General features: G+C 48.7%; 11 protein-coding genes. 7 read left to right on the plus strand and 4 right to left on the minus strand.

Annotation, left to right across the window (positions count from 1 at the left end; translation table 11 throughout):
* The coding region (locus B5F71_RS13915) for a group II intron maturase-specific domain-containing protein (RefSeq protein ID WP_087211359.1) at nt 1-316 on the plus strand (316 nt) is incomplete at its 5' end.
* Nucleotides 317-423: 107 nt separating this feature from the next.
* Here B5F71_RS13915 and B5F71_RS13920 read toward each other — a convergent pair.
* From B5F71_RS13920 to B5F71_RS13930, 3 genes are all read right to left on the minus strand, one after another.
* Complete coding sequence (locus B5F71_RS13920; RefSeq protein ID WP_087211364.1) at nt 424-2,772, minus strand: glycoside hydrolase family 3 N-terminal domain-containing protein; 2,349 nt, start codon at nt 2,770-2,772, stop codon at nt 424-426.
* A 272-nt stretch (nt 2,773-3,044) separates the two neighbouring features.
* Nucleotides 3,045-6,059 carry a glycoside hydrolase N-terminal domain-containing protein gene (locus B5F71_RS13925; RefSeq protein WP_087211367.1) on the minus strand — a complete coding sequence of 1,005 codons (3,015 nt, stop codon included), beginning with the start codon at nt 6,057-6,059 and terminating at the stop codon, nt 3,045-3,047.
* Nucleotides 6,056-7,618, minus strand: a complete 1,563-nt coding sequence (locus B5F71_RS13930) for a glycoside hydrolase family 43 protein (RefSeq protein ID WP_087211370.1) — start codon at nt 7,616-7,618, stop codon at nt 6,056-6,058. The genes B5F71_RS13925 and B5F71_RS13930 overlap by 4 nt, the downstream gene beginning before the upstream one ends.
* A gap of 196 nt (nt 7,619-7,814) precedes the next feature.
* Between B5F71_RS13930 and B5F71_RS13935 the strand changes: the two genes are divergently transcribed.
* From B5F71_RS13935 to B5F71_RS13955, 5 genes are all read left to right on the plus strand, one after another.
* A complete protein-coding gene (locus B5F71_RS13935; protein WP_087211373.1) occupies nt 7,815-8,570 on the plus strand; it encodes an SGNH/GDSL hydrolase family protein in 756 nt (251 codons plus the stop codon).
* A 293-nt stretch (nt 8,571-8,863) separates the two neighbouring features.
* Nucleotides 8,864-12,040: a TonB-dependent receptor gene (locus tag B5F71_RS13940; RefSeq protein ID WP_087211376.1), complete on the plus strand. Its 3,177-nt coding sequence runs from the start codon at nt 8,864-8,866 to the stop codon at nt 12,038-12,040.
* Nucleotides 12,041-12,064: 24 nt separating this feature from the next.
* A complete protein-coding gene (locus B5F71_RS13945) occupies nt 12,065-13,786 on the plus strand; it encodes a RagB/SusD family nutrient uptake outer membrane protein (RefSeq protein WP_087211380.1) in 1,722 nt (573 codons plus the stop codon).
* Between the two features lie 112 nt (nt 13,787-13,898).
* Entirely contained in the window at nt 13,899-15,704 is a 1,806-nt protein-coding gene (locus B5F71_RS13950; protein ID WP_087211383.1) for a hypothetical protein, read from the plus strand.
* Nucleotides 15,705-15,776: 72 nt separating this feature from the next.
* Nucleotides 15,777-17,564 (plus strand): cellulase family glycosylhydrolase, encoded by a 1,788-nt coding sequence (locus tag B5F71_RS13955; protein WP_241148358.1) that lies wholly within the window; start codon nt 15,777-15,779, stop codon nt 17,562-17,564.
* 525 nt (nt 17,565-18,089) lie between these two features.
* On the opposite strand, the gene B5F71_RS13960 is transcribed toward B5F71_RS13955, so the two are convergent.
* Nucleotides 18,090-19,055 (minus strand): FimB/Mfa2 family fimbrial subunit, encoded by a 966-nt coding sequence (locus B5F71_RS13960; RefSeq protein WP_087211387.1) that lies wholly within the window; start codon nt 19,053-19,055, stop codon nt 18,090-18,092.
* Nucleotides 19,056-19,299: 244 nt separating this feature from the next.
* Between B5F71_RS13960 and B5F71_RS13965 the strand changes: the two genes are divergently transcribed.
* On the plus strand, nt 19,300-19,879 hold a 580-nt coding region (locus tag B5F71_RS13965), incomplete at its 3' end, for an Rpn family recombination-promoting nuclease/putative transposase (RefSeq protein ID WP_143269910.1).

A 19,879-nucleotide genomic window follows, 5' to 3' on the forward strand; every position in this document is an offset into this window, starting at 1 on the left:
AGAATACATACGTGGATGGATTGGATACTATCATCTTGCCGATATGAAACGTTTTCTTCTTGATATAGATGAGTGGTTAAGACGGAGAATACGTATGTGTATATGGAAAGCTTGGAAGAAACCCAAGACCAAGGTAGCAAACCTCATTAAATGTGGCATTGGAAAATACAAGGCATGGGAATGGGGTAACACCCGCAAAGGTTATTGGCGTATTGCTGACAGTCCTATATTGAAGGTGGCGATAAATAAGGAGAGCCTACGAAAGGCAGGTTATCCTACCTTAATTGGCTCGTATCTCGAATGGTACCCAAAATAGGAACCGCCGTATGCCGAACGGCACGTACGGTGGTGTGAGAGGTCGGTAAACATGAAAATAGGAGATAAACACCTATGATTAGTGTTTACCTCCTACTCGATTATAATTTATCGGTTAGGGGTATCCCACACCTTGGTTTGTGTGCATTGCAGGTCTATCCACTGGTCGCCGCACTTCACTTTGAAGTCACCTTTCTCCAGCGTCCATTTTCCGTAATAGTTGACGAAAGCCAGGTCGCTTCCTTTCAGCTTCATGGTTACGGTCTTGGTTTCGCCCGGATTCAGGGAAACCTTCTCGAAGTTGCGCAGGCGGATGTTGTCGGGGGTGCTGCTTGCCACCAAGTCCTTCGAGTAAAGCAATACGCTTTCCTTGCCTGCCACGCTTCCCGTGTTGGTCACGTCTACGGTGAAGGTCAGCTCATCATCGGCGGTGAATTGGGCCTTGTCTACCTTCAGGTTGCTGTATTTATAGGTAGTGTAGCTCAGTCCGAATCCGAAAGGCCATTGGATATCCATGACCGAATCATAATTGTAGTTCCCGCCCATCTGACCGATGTTCTCGCACGGCTTGTAGTCGTAGGTGGCGAGGGCATTGATATGTTTCGGATAGGTATACGGCATTTTTCCGCTGAAGTTGGCGTCGCCTGCAAGCAGGTTTGCCAGGGCGTCTCCTCCGTAATTGCCCGGAAGCATTACGTTTATTACGGCTTTGGCAAGCGGTTCGATATTCTTTATCAGGCGCGGGCGGCCTTCGTTCAGAATCAGGATGACGGGCTTGCCGGTTGCAGCCAACGCTTTCACCAGGTTTTGCTGGTTCATCGAAAGGTTCAGGTCGGTCAGGTTGCCCGGAGTCTCGCAATAGGAATTCTCGCCGATGCAAGCGATGATGACATCGGCATTTTGAGCGGCGGCTACTGACTTGTCAATTTCCGGCGTGTTCTCTTCCCACCAGTTATCGTTCTTGTAGGGAGCGTAAGTTACGCCCGGTTCGTAGATGATGTTCTCTTTACCGAACTTGTTGCAAAGGGCTTCGTAGATGGTGTTGTATGCCTGGGCGCATTCGTCGGCACGGTGTCCCTGCCAGCTGTATGACCAGCCTCCGTTCAGGCACCGCATGGAGTTGGCGTTCGGGCCAGCCAGAAGAATCTTCGTGCCTTTGGCGAGCGGCAGGATGCCCCCTTCGTTCTTAAGCAGCACTTCCGACTCTTCGGCTGCCTGGAGGGCTACATCAGCAAATTCTTTTGAACCGAATTCCGGATAGTCTCCGGTGCTCCAGTAAGGCTTGTCGAAGAGTCCGAGACGGTATTTCAGGCGCAAGACGCGTGCTACGGCATCATCGATGCGGCTCATGGGCACTTCACCTTCTTCTACCAGTTCTTTCAGGTAATCGCAGAAGCTCACTTCGTAAGGCACCATCGACATGTCAATGCCGGCGTTGATGGCTATCTTGATGGCTTCTTTCTTGGTTGCGGCAATGTGGTCGCGGGTACACAGGTTGTTGATGTCCGCCCAGTCTGTAACCACCAGCCCGTCCCAGTTCAAGTCTTCTTTCAGCCATTGGGTCAGGTACTCCCTGTTGGCATGGAAGGGCATGCCGTTGTCCACGCCCGAGTTGACCATCACGCTCAACGCCCCCTGGCGGACAGCTGCCAGATAAGGCGCGAAGTGCTTTTCGCGCATGTCGCTCCGCGAGATGGAAGAGGGCGTACGGTCCTTGCCCGAAACCGGAACGCCATAGCCCATATAGTGTTTCATACAGGCGGCTACGTTATATTTGCCGATGTGGTTCGGGTCTTCGCCTTGGAAGCCGATGACCGACGCTTTGCCCATTTCCGCATTCACGTAGCAGTCCTCTCCATAGTTCTCCCACATGCGCGACCAGCGCGGGTCTCTTCCCAAATCTACTACGGGAGCATACGTCCAAGGGATGCATCCCGCTTTGGTTTCGTATGCCGAGATTTCGGTTTCACGCTTTACCAGGTCCCGGTTGAATGTGGCTCCCATGTTGACACCTTGCGGGAATAGGGTTCCATCAAGCGTATAAGTGGTTCCGTGTATCTGGTCTACGCCATAGATGCAGGGGATTCCGATTTCCTTCATCGAAAGTTCCTGAATCTGCCTGATGGCTTCCGCCCATTTCTCTTTCGGCTGGGCAATGCTCAGGGGAACGTTCAGGAGCGAGCCGACCTTGTATTTCCCGATAACGGTATCCAGCTTGGCTTTGTCCAGGGTGAACCCGTCCTTTTGGCTCGCTTCGAAGTCGGTCACTACATCGATGGTGATTTCACACATCTGACCTATCTTTTCCTCGATGGTCATTTTCTTGAGCCAATTTTGGATGTTGGCTTCGATTTCGGGGTCAGAAGGGATGGCAGGCGGGAGGGTTTGTCCTTCTGCACTTAAACAGGTTCCTGCACACAAAACAGAAGCCAGTGCAATGTTTTTTAGATGTTTCATGATATATTTGTTTATTGGTGTTGTTCAAAGATAAATCGTTCTTTTGTTTTTTCCAAGTAATGTCATTAGGGGTATTATCTTTTGATAAGATAGTATTATTGTATATGAATGTCCGCATTTAGTCAATCTATCTGAGTTGAAAACGCAGTAGTACTGCATCTGCCGATGAAGTATATATCCGTAAGCGAATGCAGTATATATTCAACCGCGTATGCAGTATATATTCATTTTTCAGGGGTATGCATTGGCTGTTTGCAGACATTCATTTGGTTTTAAAAGCGCAGTCTTGCTATTTCCCCTTCCGGCACCGTAAGTTCCACAAACTTTTCCGCTTTGCGTTTCTCTCCGTTCACCGAAACTTCGGTTATGCCTTCCGGCATCTTAATCTTGACATTCGGATTCCAGCCTCCGGTAAGAATAACTTCTACCGGCTTTCCTTCTTTCCATTTCATGCTGACCATAGCGCCTCCACGTACTTTGAATCCGTATAAGTTTCCTTCTTTCCACGAGTCGGGCAGGGCAGGGAGCAGGTTGATGAATCCATCCTGGCTTTGTATCAGCATTTCACTGATACCCGAAGTGCCTCCCCAGTTCCCATCTATTTGGAAAGGCGGGTGCGAACAGAACAGGTTGGGAAAAGTCCCGCTTCCGTGTTCATTGGGGTTTTCTTGGGTATAGGCAGGATAAAGCAGGTTACGGAATAAGGTGTATGCCCGGTTTCCGTCACCCAGTCGTGCCCAGAAGTTTATTTTCCATGCGCGGCTCCATCCTGTTCCTCCGTCTCCTCTTCGTTCTAACGTAACTTTACATGCTTCTGCCAATTCGGGTGTATAATAAAGCGAGATTTGGTTTCCCGGATGCAAACCATACAGATGCGACACGTGCCGGTGATGTACATCCGTTTCTTCATAGTCTTTGAGCCATTCCATCAGATATCCCTTCTTGCTGATCTGGTGTGGAGGAAGTTGGGCGCTTGCTTCTTTCAATTGATTGGCATAAAGAGAGTCTGTATGCAGGATGGATGCGGCTTCAATCACATGGGTGTAAAGTTCCCTTACCAATTGGATGTCCATCGTGGGTCCCATGCATACGCTGATAGGGGTCCGGTCTTTCTTTGATACATAAAACTCGTTTTCGGGAGAGGAAGTGGGAGCCGTCACCAGCCATCCGTGTTCCGGTTCACGTACCATGGTAGAGTAGAAGAACTCCGAAGCTCCTTTTAATAAGGGATAAATATCGGCAAGGTATTGTTTGTTGCCCGTATACAGATAGTGTTCCCACAGATGTGCGCAAAGCCATGCGCCTCCTGTATTGGTCGCTCCCCATGAAGGATGTTCGCCCGGTGCGGTATAGTTCCATACGTTGGTCATCATGTGGAGCACCCAGCCTTTTGCTTCGGGACCATAGAAAGCCTTTGCGGTTTCTTCTCCACTGGGAACCAGTCTTTTTATCAGGTCGACGAGCGGTTGGTACAATTCCGACAAATTGCAAGGTTCTACCGGCCAGTGGTTCATCTGGACATTGATGTTGGTATGATAGTCTCCATTCCACGGAGTCATTACTCCGTTCGCCCAAAGCCCTTGCAGGTTGGGAGGCAAGCTTCCGGGGCGGGTACTGCTAATCAGCAGATAGCGTCCGTAATTGTAATAAAGGGCAGCCAGAGAAGGGTCATCCTGCGTTTGGAAAGCCTCCAGCCGCTTGTCGGTGCTTAATTGGGACACGGTTTTATTTTCGGGTAATTCGATGCCGGCACGGTGGAAGAACTGTTGGTATTCACCGGTTGCCTCTTGTTTGGCTTGTGTCAGGTCGGAAGCCAGGGCTTGGTCGAGCAGGCGTTGGGTCTCGGTCTGATAGATTTCGCCTTTCATATACGAAGTGTTCGCCGATACGATAATCCATGCCTCGTCAGCATCCGAAACTTCAATGCCATCTGCATGAGTATGCATCCGGCTTTTCTTGCCCGATAGTTTTACACCGGCTATGGCAGCATAGCGTATGCCTTCTTGCCGTTCATTTCCGCTGTCCAGTGTTCCCGTTATTTCCAGTTTCCCTTCGCTCAGTTTCCGCACATGTCCCCGTTCGGGACGGCTCAAAGTTAAATGGAATCCAAGTGCGTCCGGACGGTCTGCCTGCAGGTGAATCAGCATTACATCTTTGTTTCTTGACACGAAATATTCGCGGATATAGCGCGTAGCGTTTTTCGTGAAGGTGGTATATGCCACACCTTCATCCAGATTGAGCCAGCGCAGGTAATCTTTCGCTTGGCTTATCGTATCAGGGAAGGTATAGTTGATGTACATATCGGCAAGCATTTGGAAACATCCGAATGTGCCTCCTTTTTCAGGCTTTTTGGGTACGAAGCTTGTGTACATCAATTCTTGTGCTTCTTTGTTTTTGCCTTCAAACAGGAGTTGGCGGATGCGGGGAAGGCTTTCGGCGGCTTCCGGGTTGCGGTAGTCTGCTTCCGAACCGCTCCACATGCTGATTTCATTCAGTACGATGTGCTCTTTCGTGATGCCTCCGTCGGGCATCATGCCCAGACGTCCGTTGCCCAGCGGAAGGGTTTCTTCCCATTGTTTTGCCGGTTTGTCATACCATAGGGTCTGGTCGGCTCTGCCTGGTGCAGGCACGGGTTCTTTGCCGGTCAGTGCCTTGTAGATATTTTCGGCTATTACGATGGCGCCGTATTTGTTCGGGTGCACTCCGTCGGTATATTCTTTCGGATAATAAGGAAGCATCGGCGTGTGCAGGTCGATGACGGGCAGGTTACGTTCGTGTGCCACTTCGCGGATGCGTGGGATGATGCCGTTCACGATGGTACTGTCGTTGATGCCCCAGTCTTTCCGGTCGGATGGAATAGGCAGGCACAGGTAGATGCGCGGATGCGATGGGAGTGCTTCGAAGGCATCTATCATCGTGTTCAAGTCTTTCTTGAAGTCTTCCTTGTGTATCCAGTTTATTGGTTTTGAATCGTTTGTTCCCAGCTTGATGGTCACGATGTCGGGCAAGAAGGCTTGTGCGTCCTTGAAGGGTTGTTTGCTCATGTAGGGCAGGTTGCCTTTCATCATCAGGGTATGGGCGGTAAGCCCGAAGTTGCCTACCTGATACCCGTCTCCCAGCAGGCGTTGGAGTACGGCGGGATAGCTTTCTGTTTCCGGATGTGCCAGGGCAAATCCTTCGGTGATGCTGTTCCCTACGCAAGCCACCTTGATGGGCTTCGTCTCTTTTTGCGCAAGGAGCATCAGAGGCAAGAGCAGAAGTAAGAGGATGGATATGTTCTTTTTCATGGACGTTGGTATTTAAAGTAATCAAAATCGGCAAATGCTTTCGATTCGGGAGATGCTGATACGGCGTACAGTCCCAACATCACTCCCGTAAATCCTCCTGCGGTTTCCGAACTCAGGTAGCGTGTGTTCATTTTACCTAATTCGTGGTATTTACCGTCGACGGTATATCCGAAGCGGTAGACGTTTATGTCCGCTTTCAGGTTCAGTATCACAGGGCTTGTATCGGGAAGTGCCACCTCTTTTTCGATGTGCTTTAATTCACCCAATTGGTAGCGGAGCACGACGGATTGCTTTCCGTTTGCTTCCTGGCGCACGAACAGGTCATAATGGGATGTAAAATCCATGAACGCCGTGATGCCGGCTTCATCTCCTGTCTGAGCCTGCCGGAGTGCTACTTTTGTGGAGGCATCCATATCAAACTGATCTTGCCGGAGCGCGACGAATGTAGGGCTTTTCCCGTCGCTCAGGGTCGTGTTTGTTGCGCTCAGGCGTAGCTTTCCGTTTTCGAAGGCATAGTTTTCCGGTATCGGGTTTTGCAGGTATACCCATTCGGGCGATAGCTTTTCTTCTTCGAACTCGAAGGTATCGGGTTGTGGTTTGGAAGGAGTGAGAGGAAGTGTGGGCACGTCCATGTTTATCGCTATGGTACCGTTTCCGTTTACTACCGGCCATGCACCTTTGTCCCAGCGCACGGGTGCCAGATAGGTTTCACGCCCTAACGTATGGTGTGTGCCCGGCATGATGCGGTAAGCGAGGCAGACCATCCACCACGAGCCGTCGGTTCCCTCTACCAGGTCGGCATGTCCCGTCCCTTGTATCGGGCTGGCTTGTCCTGCCACGCAGGCATGTGTCAGGATGGGGTTGGCAGGATTCGGTGTGTAGGGACCTTCAATGAAGGCGCTGCGTGCGATGGTGACGCTATGTCCCGTTTCGGTTCCGCCTTCCGAGATAAGCAGGTAGTACCATCCGTCTTTCTCATAAATATGAGGACCTTCGGGATATCTGCCTCCTGTGCCGCCCCATATCTTGCGCGAGGGAGAGAGTTGTTCTCCGCTCATCGGGTCTATTTCGCACAGGGTGATGTAATTGTCGGGGTTGCTCACCATGTAGCATTTCCCGTTCTCGAAGTAGAGCGAAGGGTCGATGCCTCCTTGCTTCAGCCATACGGGGTCCGACCATCCGCCGCGCGGGTCGGTGGTATGTACCAGAAAGTTTCCTTTTCCCGAAACGTTGGTGGTTATCATGTAAAATGTTCCTTCATGATAACGGATGGTAGGGGCATAGATACCTCCCCAGGTATTGGCTCCTGCCAGGTCGACTTGTGAGGGTCTGTCCAGGCAATTGCCTATCTGTTCCCAATGGACAAGGTCCTTGCTATGGAACAGGGGGACACCGGGAAAGTATTGGAACGAACTGTTCACCAGATAATAATCATCTCCAGCCTTGCAGACACTGGGGTCGGGATGAAAACCCGGGATGACCGGATTCTTGTATCCTTGTCCGAATGCCTGTGAAAATAAGGCAAGCAAAGCAAAGGTCAGTATGTTCTTGTTTCGCATGGTATGTGTGTTTAGATTTGAAGTTGGATTTTCTTTTTTGCAAAGATAATCTTTTTTCAGTCTCTTGAAGGGTATTCTCAGTATTTCCTATGGGCAGGATGTTTTTAAATGGGGTATGAAATGTTGTAGGATGCGATGGAAGTCTTGCGTGAAACAGGAGAATCATTACTTTTGTGTGACTTTAATCTGATAGGATATGAAACGAATATGGATTTGCCTGCTTTGGCTGGCTTGCCTTTGCCCCATGTATGGGCAAGGGCTTCGGATATTGTTTATCGGCGATTCTATTACCGACGGGAATTGGGGAAATAGCGACGGAAGTGCGATGCCTTCCGCCGGGCGGAACTTGTGGGACATGAACCACATCTACGGAAGCGGGTATATGTATCTGTGTGCCTCGTATTATCAGAGCAAATATCCCGGCAAGGGATACGAGTTCTTCAACCGGGGCATCAGCGGCAATGCGCTTGCCGACCTTGAGAAGCGGTGGGAAGAAGATGCCATAGCCTTGAAGCCCGATATACTTTCTGTATTGGTAGGTACGAACGATATACATTATTATATAGGAGGACCGCACGCCGAGCCTTTCGATACCTTGGGGTGGGAGAAGCGTTACCGTGCCTTGCTCGACCGTTCTTTACGTGCCAATCCCAACCTGAAGCTGGTGCTGGGTGCTCCCTTTACGGCTTTCACGGGTTCGATGAAGGAATCGGAAGGATTTGCCTTGCGTGATAGTCTGGTGCATACCCTTGTCCGCATTGTGAAGCGGATAGCCGTTGAGTACAAGGCGGTGTATTTGCCATACGATGAAATGTTCGAAACCCTCTTGCGTGAAGAACCTTCTTCGCGGGACACATATTGGATATGGGACGGTATTCATCCTACACCTGCGGGACACCGGCGCATGTCAGAGCTTTGGATAAAAGAAGTAGAGCGTGCGGGAATCTTGTGACAAGATGCCGTTTCCGTGCCGGTAAGTTCGCATATATAATCACCGGCTTGTGCAGGTATCATCATCGGCACTTGCAAATACGTGCGTGGGCGGATGCTTATATATGTGTTGTAGGGATTGAAAAGTTATTAAATAGGTGAAAAAACAAATCATATCCTATCGGGAAACAAATGCATCCCTCCGTTTTTCATAATATGCAATACATTTGTGGTGCTCTCGATGCAGAAAGCGTATGTGTGCGATTCTATCGGGGCATGTAGAATAATGTAATTTTAACTATTAAACAAAGTACCATGAGTAAACACTTATTCAGAAAGTGCACATTCGTGCACATGTGTTTTCTTGCAATGGCGATGCTTCTATGCTTCCCTGCAAGTGGTGTGAACGCCGCTCCGGCTTCACAAGAAAATCTAACTGTTTCGGGTGTTGTTACTTCGGCCGCTGACCAGTTGCCGCTTATCGGCGTCAGCGTTCAGGTGAAGGGAACATCCAATGGTTCTATTACCGACCTAGATGGAAATTATTCGGTCAGTGTAGCTTCCGGCCAGACGTTGGTATTCTCTTACATCGGGTTCAAGACCCAAGAAATTCAAATTACCAATCAGAAAACCTTGAATGTGGTGATGGAAGAAGATTCGGAAACTTTGGATGAAGTAGTCGTAGTAGGTTACGGCGTTCAGAAAAAGAAGCTGGTCACCGGTGCCACGGTGCAGGTGAAAGGCGAGACGCTGGCGAAGATGAATACCAACAGCCCCTTGCAGGCGATGCAAGGACAGACGCCGGGTGTGAACATTTCGTCTACCTCTGGTCAGCCGGGCGAATCGATGAAAGTAAGTATCCGTGGTTTGGGTACGGTGGGAAATGCTTCTCCTCTGTATCTGATTGATGGAGTAGGCGGTGATATCTCTACGTTGAATCCGGCCGATATCGAAAGCATCGATGTGTTGAAGGATGCTGCATCGGCTGCTATCTACGGTGCACAGGCTGCCAACGGTGTGGTATTGATTACCACCAAGAGCGGTAAGGCAGGCAAGGCGCAGATTTCGTTTGATGCTTACTATGGCTGGCAGACCCAGGCACGTAAGGCGGACATGCTGAACGCACAGGAATATATGATGATTATGGACGAACAGGCGATTAATTCGGGCAATGCGCCTTACGACTGGAGTTCGTTCGAAAGCATCTACGACGCGAACGGCAATGTGTATGATACTGACTGGGTGAACTCGATGTTCCAGAACAATGCCCAGACGCAAAGCTATACGCTGGGCATTACCGGAGGTTCGGAAACTTCTACTTACGCGATGTCGTTGGGCTATATGAGTCAGGAAGGTATCGTAGGCGGTAAGGACGTATCGAATTACGAACGTTACAACTTCCGTATCAATTCCGAACACAAGCTTTTCAAGGATTCCGACTTGTTGAAGGTAGGAGAGCAGGTCAGCTTCGTTTATAAGATGAACAACGGTATTTCAGTAGGTAATCAATATAATAATACATTGCGTGGTGCGTTCGGTACTTCCCCGTTGGCGCCTATTTATAGCGACAACAACATTTATGATTCACCTTATAACGATACGACCAACTCGGATTGGTATAATGCAGATGGCAACCCTTACGGAAGCATGATGACCAACAGCAATAACGAGAATAAGGACGTGACTTTCTCGGGTAATGTGTATGCCGAATTGCAACCCATTAAGAACTTGAAGTTCCGTACCGTATTCGGTGCTGTATATACAACGAACGAATACCGCAGCTTCTCTCCGTTGTACCAGTTCTCTATTTATAGTTTCAACAATACACGTACCAGTGCTGCCCAAAACATGTCGCACGGCTTGACGATGACATGGACCAATACGGCAACCTACGACTGGACGGTGGGCGAACATGCGTTCAACGCTTTGTTGGGTATGGAAATGAGCCGTTATTCAGGTACTTACCTGAGAGGAACTACCGGTATGTTGCGAGATGGGTTTGATGATTGGGATCATGCGTACCTCGACAACGGTACAGCTACCAGTGCGGATAACGGTCTGGGAGCGGATGGTCACCCGAATGATGAGACGCGTACGGTTTCTTACTTTGCCCGTTTCGGATGGAACTGGAAAGAAACTTATATGATTAACGCTACGGTACGTACCGACGGCTCTTCCCGTTTCGCTCGTGGAAACCGTTATGGCGTGTTCCCTTCAGTATCTGCCGGTTGGACGATTTCAAACGAAGCTTTTATGGAAGATACGCACGACTGGTTGGATTTCTTGAAACTCCGTGTCAGCTGGGGTCAGGTAGGTAACCAGAACATTGACAATTACCAGTATACAGCTCCGATTACTTCCAGCAACACGTATTACCTGTTTGGCAATCAGGTGGGAGCCGATGCCCAGTCCGGCTATTGGGGCGCTTATCCCAGCCGCCTTGCCAACGAAGACGTTACATGGGAGACTTCCGAACAGACCAACATCGGTATCGATGCACGTTTCTTGCGGAGCCGGTTGAGCCTGACCGCTGATTTCTATATCAAGACCACGAAAGACTGGCTGGTAGAAGCTCCGATTCTTGCTACGGCAGGTACGGGCGCTCCGTATATCAATGGCGGTGATGTAAAGAATACCGGTATCGAGTTAGCTTTGACTTGGAACGACCAAATCGGAAGTGATTTCCAGTATAATGTAGGTGTCAACGGTGCGTATAATAAGAATAAGGTGGGAAATATACCGACTGAGGACGGTATCATTCATGGCGATGTGAATATGCTTTATGACAATACTCCAGAATTTTATCGCGCTTCTAACGGTCATCCGATAGGTTATTTCTGGGGATTTGAGACAGCTGGCATATTCCAGAACAAACAACAAATTGAAGATTGGCGTGCAGCAGGGAACGGCATCTTGCAAGCTGATGTCCAGCCGGGTGATGTCATCTACGTAGACCAAGACCATAACGGGGTGATTGATGATAACGATAAGGTGGACTTGGGTAACGGTACGCCCGACTTTACGTATGGTTTCAATATTGGATTCAGTTATAAGAATTTCGATTTTGCCTTGAACGCATACGGAGCCGCCGGAAACCAGATTGTACAAAGCTACCGTAATCATGCCAATAGCCATTCGAACTATACCTCGGCTATCTTGGGACGTTGGACGGGTGAAGGTACCAGCAACCGCATTCCGCGTGTGACGGAAACCAATATCAACTGGCAATTTTCAGACCTCTATATCCAAGATGGCGACTATCTGCGCATCAGCAACATCACCATCGGATACGACTTTGCGAAACTCATCAACCTGAAGGCTATTAGCCAGGCCCGTTTGTACTTCCAAGTACAGAATGCCTTTACCTTTACCAAGTATGACGGTATGGATCCGGAAATCGGTTACGGTACTTCTGACTGGGTATCGGGCATTGACTTGGGCTATTATCCGCGTCCGCGTACGTTCTTGGTGGGCGTAAATTTGAAATTCTAACGAATCATCTTAAAATTGAAGAATATGAACAACTATAAAATCTATATAATGGCATTGGGATTGGCTGGAATGGGCTTGACTTCGTGTACGGCTGATTTCTTGGATGTGGAGTCGAAAGTAGAATCTACTACTGGCAATTTCTATCGGACGGAAAGCGATGCATACCGGGCTTTGATAGGATGCTATGACGGGTGGCAAAGTACGGTTTCGAACGGCACTTCGTTTTATATGGCTTCAGAGCTGATGGCTGACGAGTGTTTTGGAGGGGCTGGCGTTTCGGATGCCCGTAATTATCAGATTATTGACCGTTTCGACCAGACGCAATCTCCTTCTGATTTGAATCTTTTCGAAGGGGATTGGACGGGATATTATGCGGCTGTGTACCGTTGCAATGAACTGATTGCGCATGAAGAGCAGATTTCTTGGACAAGTGAGGAGACAAGAGGTACTTACATGGGTGAATGTCGTGCTCTGCGTGCTTTGTGCTATTTCGATATGGTGCGTTTATGGGGGAATATTCCTTTGTTTACCGAACCGGTGAACGAGAACCGACCGCAGGCTGAACCGGATGAAGTATATAATGTCATCTTCAGCGACTTGCTTTATGCGGCTGAAAACATTCCGGCTTCGGCTTACCCGAAGAGCGATGCGGCGAACAACGACGGGCATATCACCCAGTATGCCGCCAAAGCCCTGCTGGCCCGTGTCTATTTGTTCTATACCGGTTATTATGGCAAGGAACCCAGTGTAGAAGGTGTGACCCGTGCTTCTGTGTTGCAAGGTTTGGAAGATGTCATTTCTTCAGGCGAATATGCGTTGGTTCCGCAATTTAAGAACTTGTGGGTGCCCGCTTCCACTTGGTGGGAAGGCGATGCTGCGAGCGGTTATACCCAACATTCTACTTACGCCGGTCGGGGCAATGAAGAAACCGTATTGGCACAGAAGTTTAACTATACTTCTGATTATAACGGAAACAATGATGGAAACCGCTGGCTGGTGAATGTAGGCATTCGTAGTATCAATGTGTATTGGACACCTTACGGAAGAGGTTGGGGCATCTGTACGGTCAATCCGAAAATGTGGACGGCTTACAATACCGGAGATACACGTCGTGAAGCGTCTATGGTGAACCTTTTAAGCGAGGGTATTGCCGAAGACCCGAATTATGAAAACGGTTATAATGACCAGCGTGAATATACAGGCTATACCATTAAGAAATATACTCCGATGTCGAAATGGGAACAGAACGAATCGACCGGTGCATGGGCGTTGACCGATGAAACCACTGGATTGGGAAGCGGGGGCGACTATATGGTTTCCCAATACCAGGACTTTGTGGTAATGCGTTATGCCGATGTGTTGCTCATGGCGGCTGAGTTGGGAAGCTCCAATGCGCAGGAATACTTGAACCAAGTACGCCAGCGTGCCTTTACAGAAGAAGACGAGAACGGCGATTTGGTTTTGTCTACTTACTATCGTCAGGTATCCGTTACGCAGGAAAATATCATGAACGAGCGTATGCTGGAGTTTGCTTTCGAAGGGCAGCGTTACTGGGACTTGCTCCGTCAAGGTGTGGACTATGCCGCTTCTCAAATTGCGGGAAATACATCAGTAGTTAGTGGTGGCAATCCGGATAATGTAAGCGTTACGGCTTCAAATATCACTAGCAAACAAGGTTTGATGCAGATTCCGAACAATCAGATTACCTTGTCGAACGGTGTATTGAAACAAAATGCAGGTTGGTGAATAATAAGTTTTTGAGTTTTTAAGTTTTTGAGTTTTTGAGTTGACGAGGCTTACAAAACTGATAAATTCAGAAACTTAAGAACTAACAAACCATTTTTTAAATCGAAACATTATGAATAAACTGATACATACATTGCAAATGGCGCTGCTGGCGATGCTGATGGGTATGACAGCTGCCTGTACGCCCGATTCATACGACTTGGAAGCTCCGGATGTAGCTTCTGAAGATTTGGTAGAAGGCATTGCCTATACCATTACTCACGATTTGGAAAATCCGAATATCGTTTATTTGAGAAGCCTGATGCCTTCCAGTTATCAGGTATGCTGGGAACATCCGCAAGGGCGTGCACAAGGAGCCGAAGTGACTTTGCAGATGCCTTTCGAAGGAGAATACGAAGTGCGTTTCGGTGTGCAGACCCGCGGTGGTGTGGTTTATGGTCCTACTGCGACTTTTACCATTGACGACTTCTATGCCGGCTTTGTGAATGATGACCTGTGGACGTATCTGACCGGAGGGGTAGATCAGGAGAAAACCTGGATTTTCGATAACGGAGAATACGGATTTGCAGCCGGTGAACTGACATACGCCGATCCTTCGGGTACGGTGACTTGGAATAACTGGACTGCCAATTGGGATCCGGGAGTGGGACATACGGGCGATGATGCCATTTGGGAAAGCACCATGACGTTCAACTTGCAAGGCGGTGCAAATGTGACGGTGTATAATTCTTCATCGGATGAGACTCAGACCGGTACATTTATGTTGAATACCGACTCGCATACCATTACCTTTACCGATTGCGACTTGTTGCACACGCCAAGCTGGAGCGACCGTACGACCAACTGGCGCAGAGACCTGCAACTATTGGAACTGGACGAAAACCACCTGCGTATCGGTGTGATGCGTGACAACAGTGAAGGACCCTGGTGGCTGATATGGAATTTCGTATCGAAAGAATATGCTGACAATTATGTGCCCGAAGACCAGCCCGACCCCGAACCTACTTTGCCCGACGGCTGGCAGGATATGGTTTCAGAAGTGGTTACAAGCGAAATCAAGTGGACCATGTCGCCTGATGTGCCGTTTGACTGGGCTAATCTGGACGGAAGTCTGATGAACAACTTTACCGCAGGCAATTATCCCGACTGGGCTACGGTAGTAGACGGATTGGAAAACCTGAGTATGACACTGAACTCGGCGGATATGACTTATACGTTCGAAATGCCGGACGGAACGACTACCAGCGGTACTTATACCTTGGATGAAGACGGTATCTATACGTTCAGTGCCGGTGTGCCGACTTATCATATCGGTGGCGGTGACATCATGTTCAGTGCTACGGCAGAAAACCAATTGCGTATCTTGAGCATTGAGACGGCAGGAAACAGCGTGATGGGTATGTGGTTAGGCAACCGCAGTACGGAGAAAGACGAATACTTGGCTTACCACTTCTTGCCGAATGCCGGTAGCGGAAGCGGTACGCCGACGGCTACGGAGATTGCCGTAGACAATAGCAAAATTGTTTGTGGGCATCTGGAAGAAGCTACGAATAATTTCCGTATCGAATTGTATAACATGTATGGTTCCACGGCTTCCAACCAACCGTTTGACCCAGCTTCCATTGTGTTCGATTATTCAATGGAGCTGACGTTTACAATCAGTGGACTGACCGGTGCGGCTGCAACCAATGCCTATACCGCCCAACTGATGTGTACAGCTGACGGCTGGTGGCCGTCGGTAGGCGAAGGTCAAGGTACGACAACCGTACAGGGTGACGGTACTTATATGATTCGCTACAGCCCTTCGGCAGCTTACAATGGTGTCATTGTGTTCTGCATTGATTTTCAGGAGATGTTCAGCGATATAGAAAATCCGGATGCCGTAACGGTTACGATTGATAATCTTTCTATTCTGTAATATTTGTGGGCGCAGGTGTATGCGGATAGAACTGCATGGGCCTGCGCCTTTCTACTAATCAATGATTAACCTATGAAAACTATGCGAAATTATCTGACATTATTCTTTCTGTTGCTGACGGGGATAGCCTTGTTTGCTTCTTGTTCGGATGACGAAGGCGGAGGCTATACGGGAGAAACGCAAATTTCTGCTACGGAAATGACTTTCCCTAAATCCGGTGACACACTCACGCTTTCTGTCTTGTCTTCGGTTGAACCACAAGTGACCAGTAATCAGACTTGGTGCAACGTGTCATTCGTGAGTGTAACCGAAAGAGGGACTTATACCTACAATGTAACGGTAGATGCTAATTCGGAAACCGATGACCGCGTGGCTACGCTTTCGGTGGTAGCTGGAAGCTTTACAGCTTCGGTGCAGGTGACACAGACTGCCGGAGACGGTTTGATTGTGGCACAGACTGCATACGATATGCCGGCGGCAGGAGGTGCGCTGAGCATTACGCTGACCACCAATGGCGATTATGCCTATACAATCAATGACTCGTGGATAGCTGAGGCAGAAGTGACCGATGCGCGGGCAATGACGGAATATACCTTGCATTTTACCGTATCTGCCAATCACGGCGCGGAACGCACCGGGACTATTACGTTTACGTTAGGCGACTTGACGGAAACCGTTACTGTAACACAGGCTGCCGGACAGGCTGCAGCCGTGTCGGGAGAAACGCCGTTGGAAATAGCAGCCAGTCTGGGACTGGGATGGAACTTAGGCAATCAGTTGGATGCACATAATAATGGAGTGGCAGATGAGACCTCTTGGGGAAATGCGGCTGCCACGCAAGCCTTGTTTGATGCTTTGGCAAATGCCGGTTTCACTTCTGTCCGTATTCCGGTTACATGGCTGGGACATGTGGGCGAAGCTCCCGATTATACCATCGACGAGACTTACTTGAACCGGGTGGCAGAAGTGGTAGGCTATGCCGAGAGTGCCGGACTGAATGCCATTATCAACATTCACCACGATGGTGTGAACAGCCAGTATTGGCTGGATATCAAGGATGCGGCAACGGATGAGACGGTCAATAGTGCGGTAAAGGCACAGCTGGCTGCCATGTGGACCCAAATAGCCAACCGATTTGCAGACAAAGGAAACTTCCTGGTGTTCGAAGCCATGAACGAAATCCATGACGGAAGTTGGGGCTGGGGAGACAACCGTACGGATGGCGGCAGACAATATGCCGTACTGAATGAATGGAATCAGGTGTTTGTAGATGCCGTGCGTGCTACGGGTGGAAACAACCAGACCCGTTACCTGGGCGTGCCGGGGTATGTGACAAACATCGACCTGACGGTAGAAAACTTTGTCTTGCCGCAGGATGTGGTGGATAACCGGCTGATGGTAGCCGTTCACTTTTACGACCCGATAGACTATACCGAGAATGCCGACAATATTTATTCGCAATGGGGGCATACCGCAGACCCGTCGCTGAAAGCGGATTGGGGTGATGAAGACAATGTGACCGGACAGTTTGCCAAGATGAAAGAAACGTTCATCGACCAAGGTATTCCTGCCTATATCGGCGAGATGGGATGCGTACACCGTGCGGATGACTTGTCGGAATCGTTCCGTTTGTATTACTTGGAATATGTATGTAAGGCAGCGAAAGATTATGGGATGCCTCCATTTTATTGGGATGCAGGAGGAGACGGAACCGGAACACAATCATGGGCACTTTTCAATCACGCTACAGGCGAGATGCTGAATAATGCTCAGGAAGTGATTGACGTGATGAAACGGGGCATCTTTACCGAGGATGCATCATACACCTTGCAGTCGGTATACGACAGTGCGCCACAATGAGAAGTTTGCTGATTTTATACCTGCGTGTTTCAGCATAGATATGCTGAGATTTATAGGCAGAGGCAGATTGTGAAGTCTGCCTCTGTTTTTTATGTCCGTATTCAATGGGCATGCATAGAATAAAAAATTTGAATATCCGCATTTCACCCAATTGCCTTGTAGGGGCGTATCGCATACGCCCTGAAGACATCCACGTGGATTAGTTGGCGTATTCGGGCGTATGCGATACGCCCCTACATGGGATGTTTGCGGATATTCAACATGAATATATTGCTTTGTCGGGTAAGTGTATTCCTCATCTGTTTTTTATTTCTCCTCGGAACAGTCGTTTCCGTATTTGGATTACATTATCGTTTCATCCAGCTTCTATTTATGGTTTTCATATGAAAACCGTACGGTTTCCATATCGAGAACGTACGGTTTCCAATTCAAAACCATACGGTTTTGATATCGAGAACATAAAAGTATGCCTTCTGAAAAAACGATATGACTTACATGCAAAACCAAATGTTTCTTAATACCGTATTATTCCAGAATAGGGACATTGATTTCTTCGTTTGATTCGTTCCATTCGTCAACGGTGAAGCTGCCCGAATCTTCTTCTTCCAAGATATTGCCGATGCTGATAGCAAGTGTCAACTTGTTATTGGCTTCCAGTGGGGCATTCAGTGTTTGTTTGAATGTCTTGACCTTTCCGTTGGTCAATGTGATGAAGACTTGGAGTTCGGGTGTGCCGAAAGAAGGGAATAGCATCACGGTGCCGTTGCTCATTTCTGTATTGTCATCGGAGCGGACCAGCGGGAAAGCTACTGTGCAGGATTTGCCTTCGGGTTGGGCTGAATAGAAGTTTAACTTTTCAGCAATACGTGTTACGCGTACTTCTACGTTTGTGATACTATTGCTTAGTGCATTTCCGTTGTTCCCTTTTAAGGTTACTTTCAATCCGCTCACTACCCGGTGCAGGTCTGCGTCCAGGTCTTCTGTCCCGACATTTACCGGGCGGCGGGCATGCACGAGGTCGAAAGTGGGATAATAGGTCGTGTCATTGGAAATGGCAAGCAGGCTGAAGTCTTGTTGGGCAAAGTCTTCACCGATGCTGTAGTTGGGTTCTCGTACATTCGGATAAGCGTAAATGGGTTCGGTATACTGAGGCGTACCCCAATAAATCATGTCGTATGTACCGGCAGGCAGGCTTACTTCCTGGTTGTTTGCATTGGGATAAACGGAACCGTCTTTGATGAAATAATATCCATGGAAGGGTGTCAGTTTCTGGTTTACATAATTTCCATAATAAATGGATGTGCTTTCGTTGCAGGGAGCTACGCTCAGTACTCCTGTAAAAGGTTTGTTCCCGTCACGGGTGAATATGCCCATGTACATGGCAGGACTGATCAGGTCGGATGTCGGGTTTTCGGGAGCTACCGGAGTGTCATCGTTGTGGCAGCTTGTCACGAATAGGGCAAGTACTGTCAAGAATGCTAATTTTTTCATTACTTATTGGTTTTTAATTGGTTCTATAGATAGAACACGCCGGTTGTCCCTTTTGTTCTTACAGCAGGAAGAAAATGTCCGAAAGCCTGTGTCTTTTGCTGTTGCCTTCATGTCTGTGGACTATGATACGCTCCTGCAAAAAACGCTTTGACGATATTCACAGTCCATTTCTGGTTGGCTATAATCTATTGCATTTTATAAAATATATCATTACCTTTGTGGCAAACCCTAATTAACTACGTACATGAGATATTTGGACCCTAAAGCCGACCTGACTTTCAAGAAAGTTTTCGGCGAACACCCCGACTTGGTCATCAGCCTGCTCAATGCCTTGCTGCCTTTTGATGAGCCCGAAGAGGAGATTGCGGAAATCGAATACCTGACACCGGAACTGGTGCCGGAAACGCCGCTGAAAAAGAACAGCATCGTAGACGTGCGCTGCAAAGACAAAATGGGCAGGCAGTTTCTGGTAGAGATGCAGATGCTTTGGTCTCCTGCATTCATGCAGCGCGTGTTGTTCAACGCTTCGAAGGCATACGTGCGCCAGCTTGGAGGCAGAGAGAGCAAATACGAACTGCTCCAGCCCGTGTATTCGCTTAACTTGGTGAATGACATCTTCCTGCCGGATGTGCCGGAGGCTTACCACGACTATAAAATCGTGCAGGTGGAACATACTGACAAGGTGATTGAAGGGCTGCGCTTCATCTTCGTAGAACTTCCCAAATTCAAGCCACAAGATTTCAAAGGCAAGAAAATGGCGGTACTTTGGTTGCGGTATCTGACGGAAATAGACGAGCATACGCGGCAAGCCCCCAAAGAGTTAT

This window comes from Bacteroides sp. An269 (genome assembly GCF_002159755.1).
GTDB lineage: Bacteria > Bacteroidota > Bacteroidia > Bacteroidales > Bacteroidaceae > Phocaeicola > Phocaeicola intestinalis.

What these genes read in the sequence shown, in the direction of transcription:
- B5F71_RS13920 (WP_087211364.1), bottom strand. Translation starts at nt 2,772, where the DNA reads ATGAAACATCTAAAAAACATTGCACTGGCTTCTGTTTTGTGTGCAGGA.
- B5F71_RS13925 (WP_087211367.1), bottom strand. Translation starts at nt 6,059, where the DNA reads ATGAAAAAGAACATATCCATCCTCTTACTTCTGCTCTTGCCTCTGATG.
- B5F71_RS13930 (WP_087211370.1), bottom strand. Translation starts at nt 7,618, where the DNA reads ATGCGAAACAAGAACATACTGACCTTTGCTTTGCTTGCCTTATTTTCA.
- B5F71_RS13935 (WP_087211373.1), top strand. Translation starts at nt 7,815, where the DNA reads ATGAAACGAATATGGATTTGCCTGCTTTGGCTGGCTTGCCTTTGCCCC.
- B5F71_RS13940 (WP_087211376.1), top strand. Translation starts at nt 8,864, where the DNA reads ATGAGTAAACACTTATTCAGAAAGTGCACATTCGTGCACATGTGTTTT.
- B5F71_RS13945 (WP_087211380.1), top strand. Translation starts at nt 12,065, where the DNA reads ATGAACAACTATAAAATCTATATAATGGCATTGGGATTGGCTGGAATG.
- B5F71_RS13950 (WP_087211383.1), top strand. Translation starts at nt 13,899, where the DNA reads ATGAATAAACTGATACATACATTGCAAATGGCGCTGCTGGCGATGCTG.
- B5F71_RS13955 (WP_241148358.1), top strand. Translation starts at nt 15,777, where the DNA reads ATGAAAACTATGCGAAATTATCTGACATTATTCTTTCTGTTGCTGACG.
- B5F71_RS13960 (WP_087211387.1), bottom strand. Translation starts at nt 19,055, where the DNA reads ATGAAAAAATTAGCATTCTTGACAGTACTTGCCCTATTCGTGACAAGC.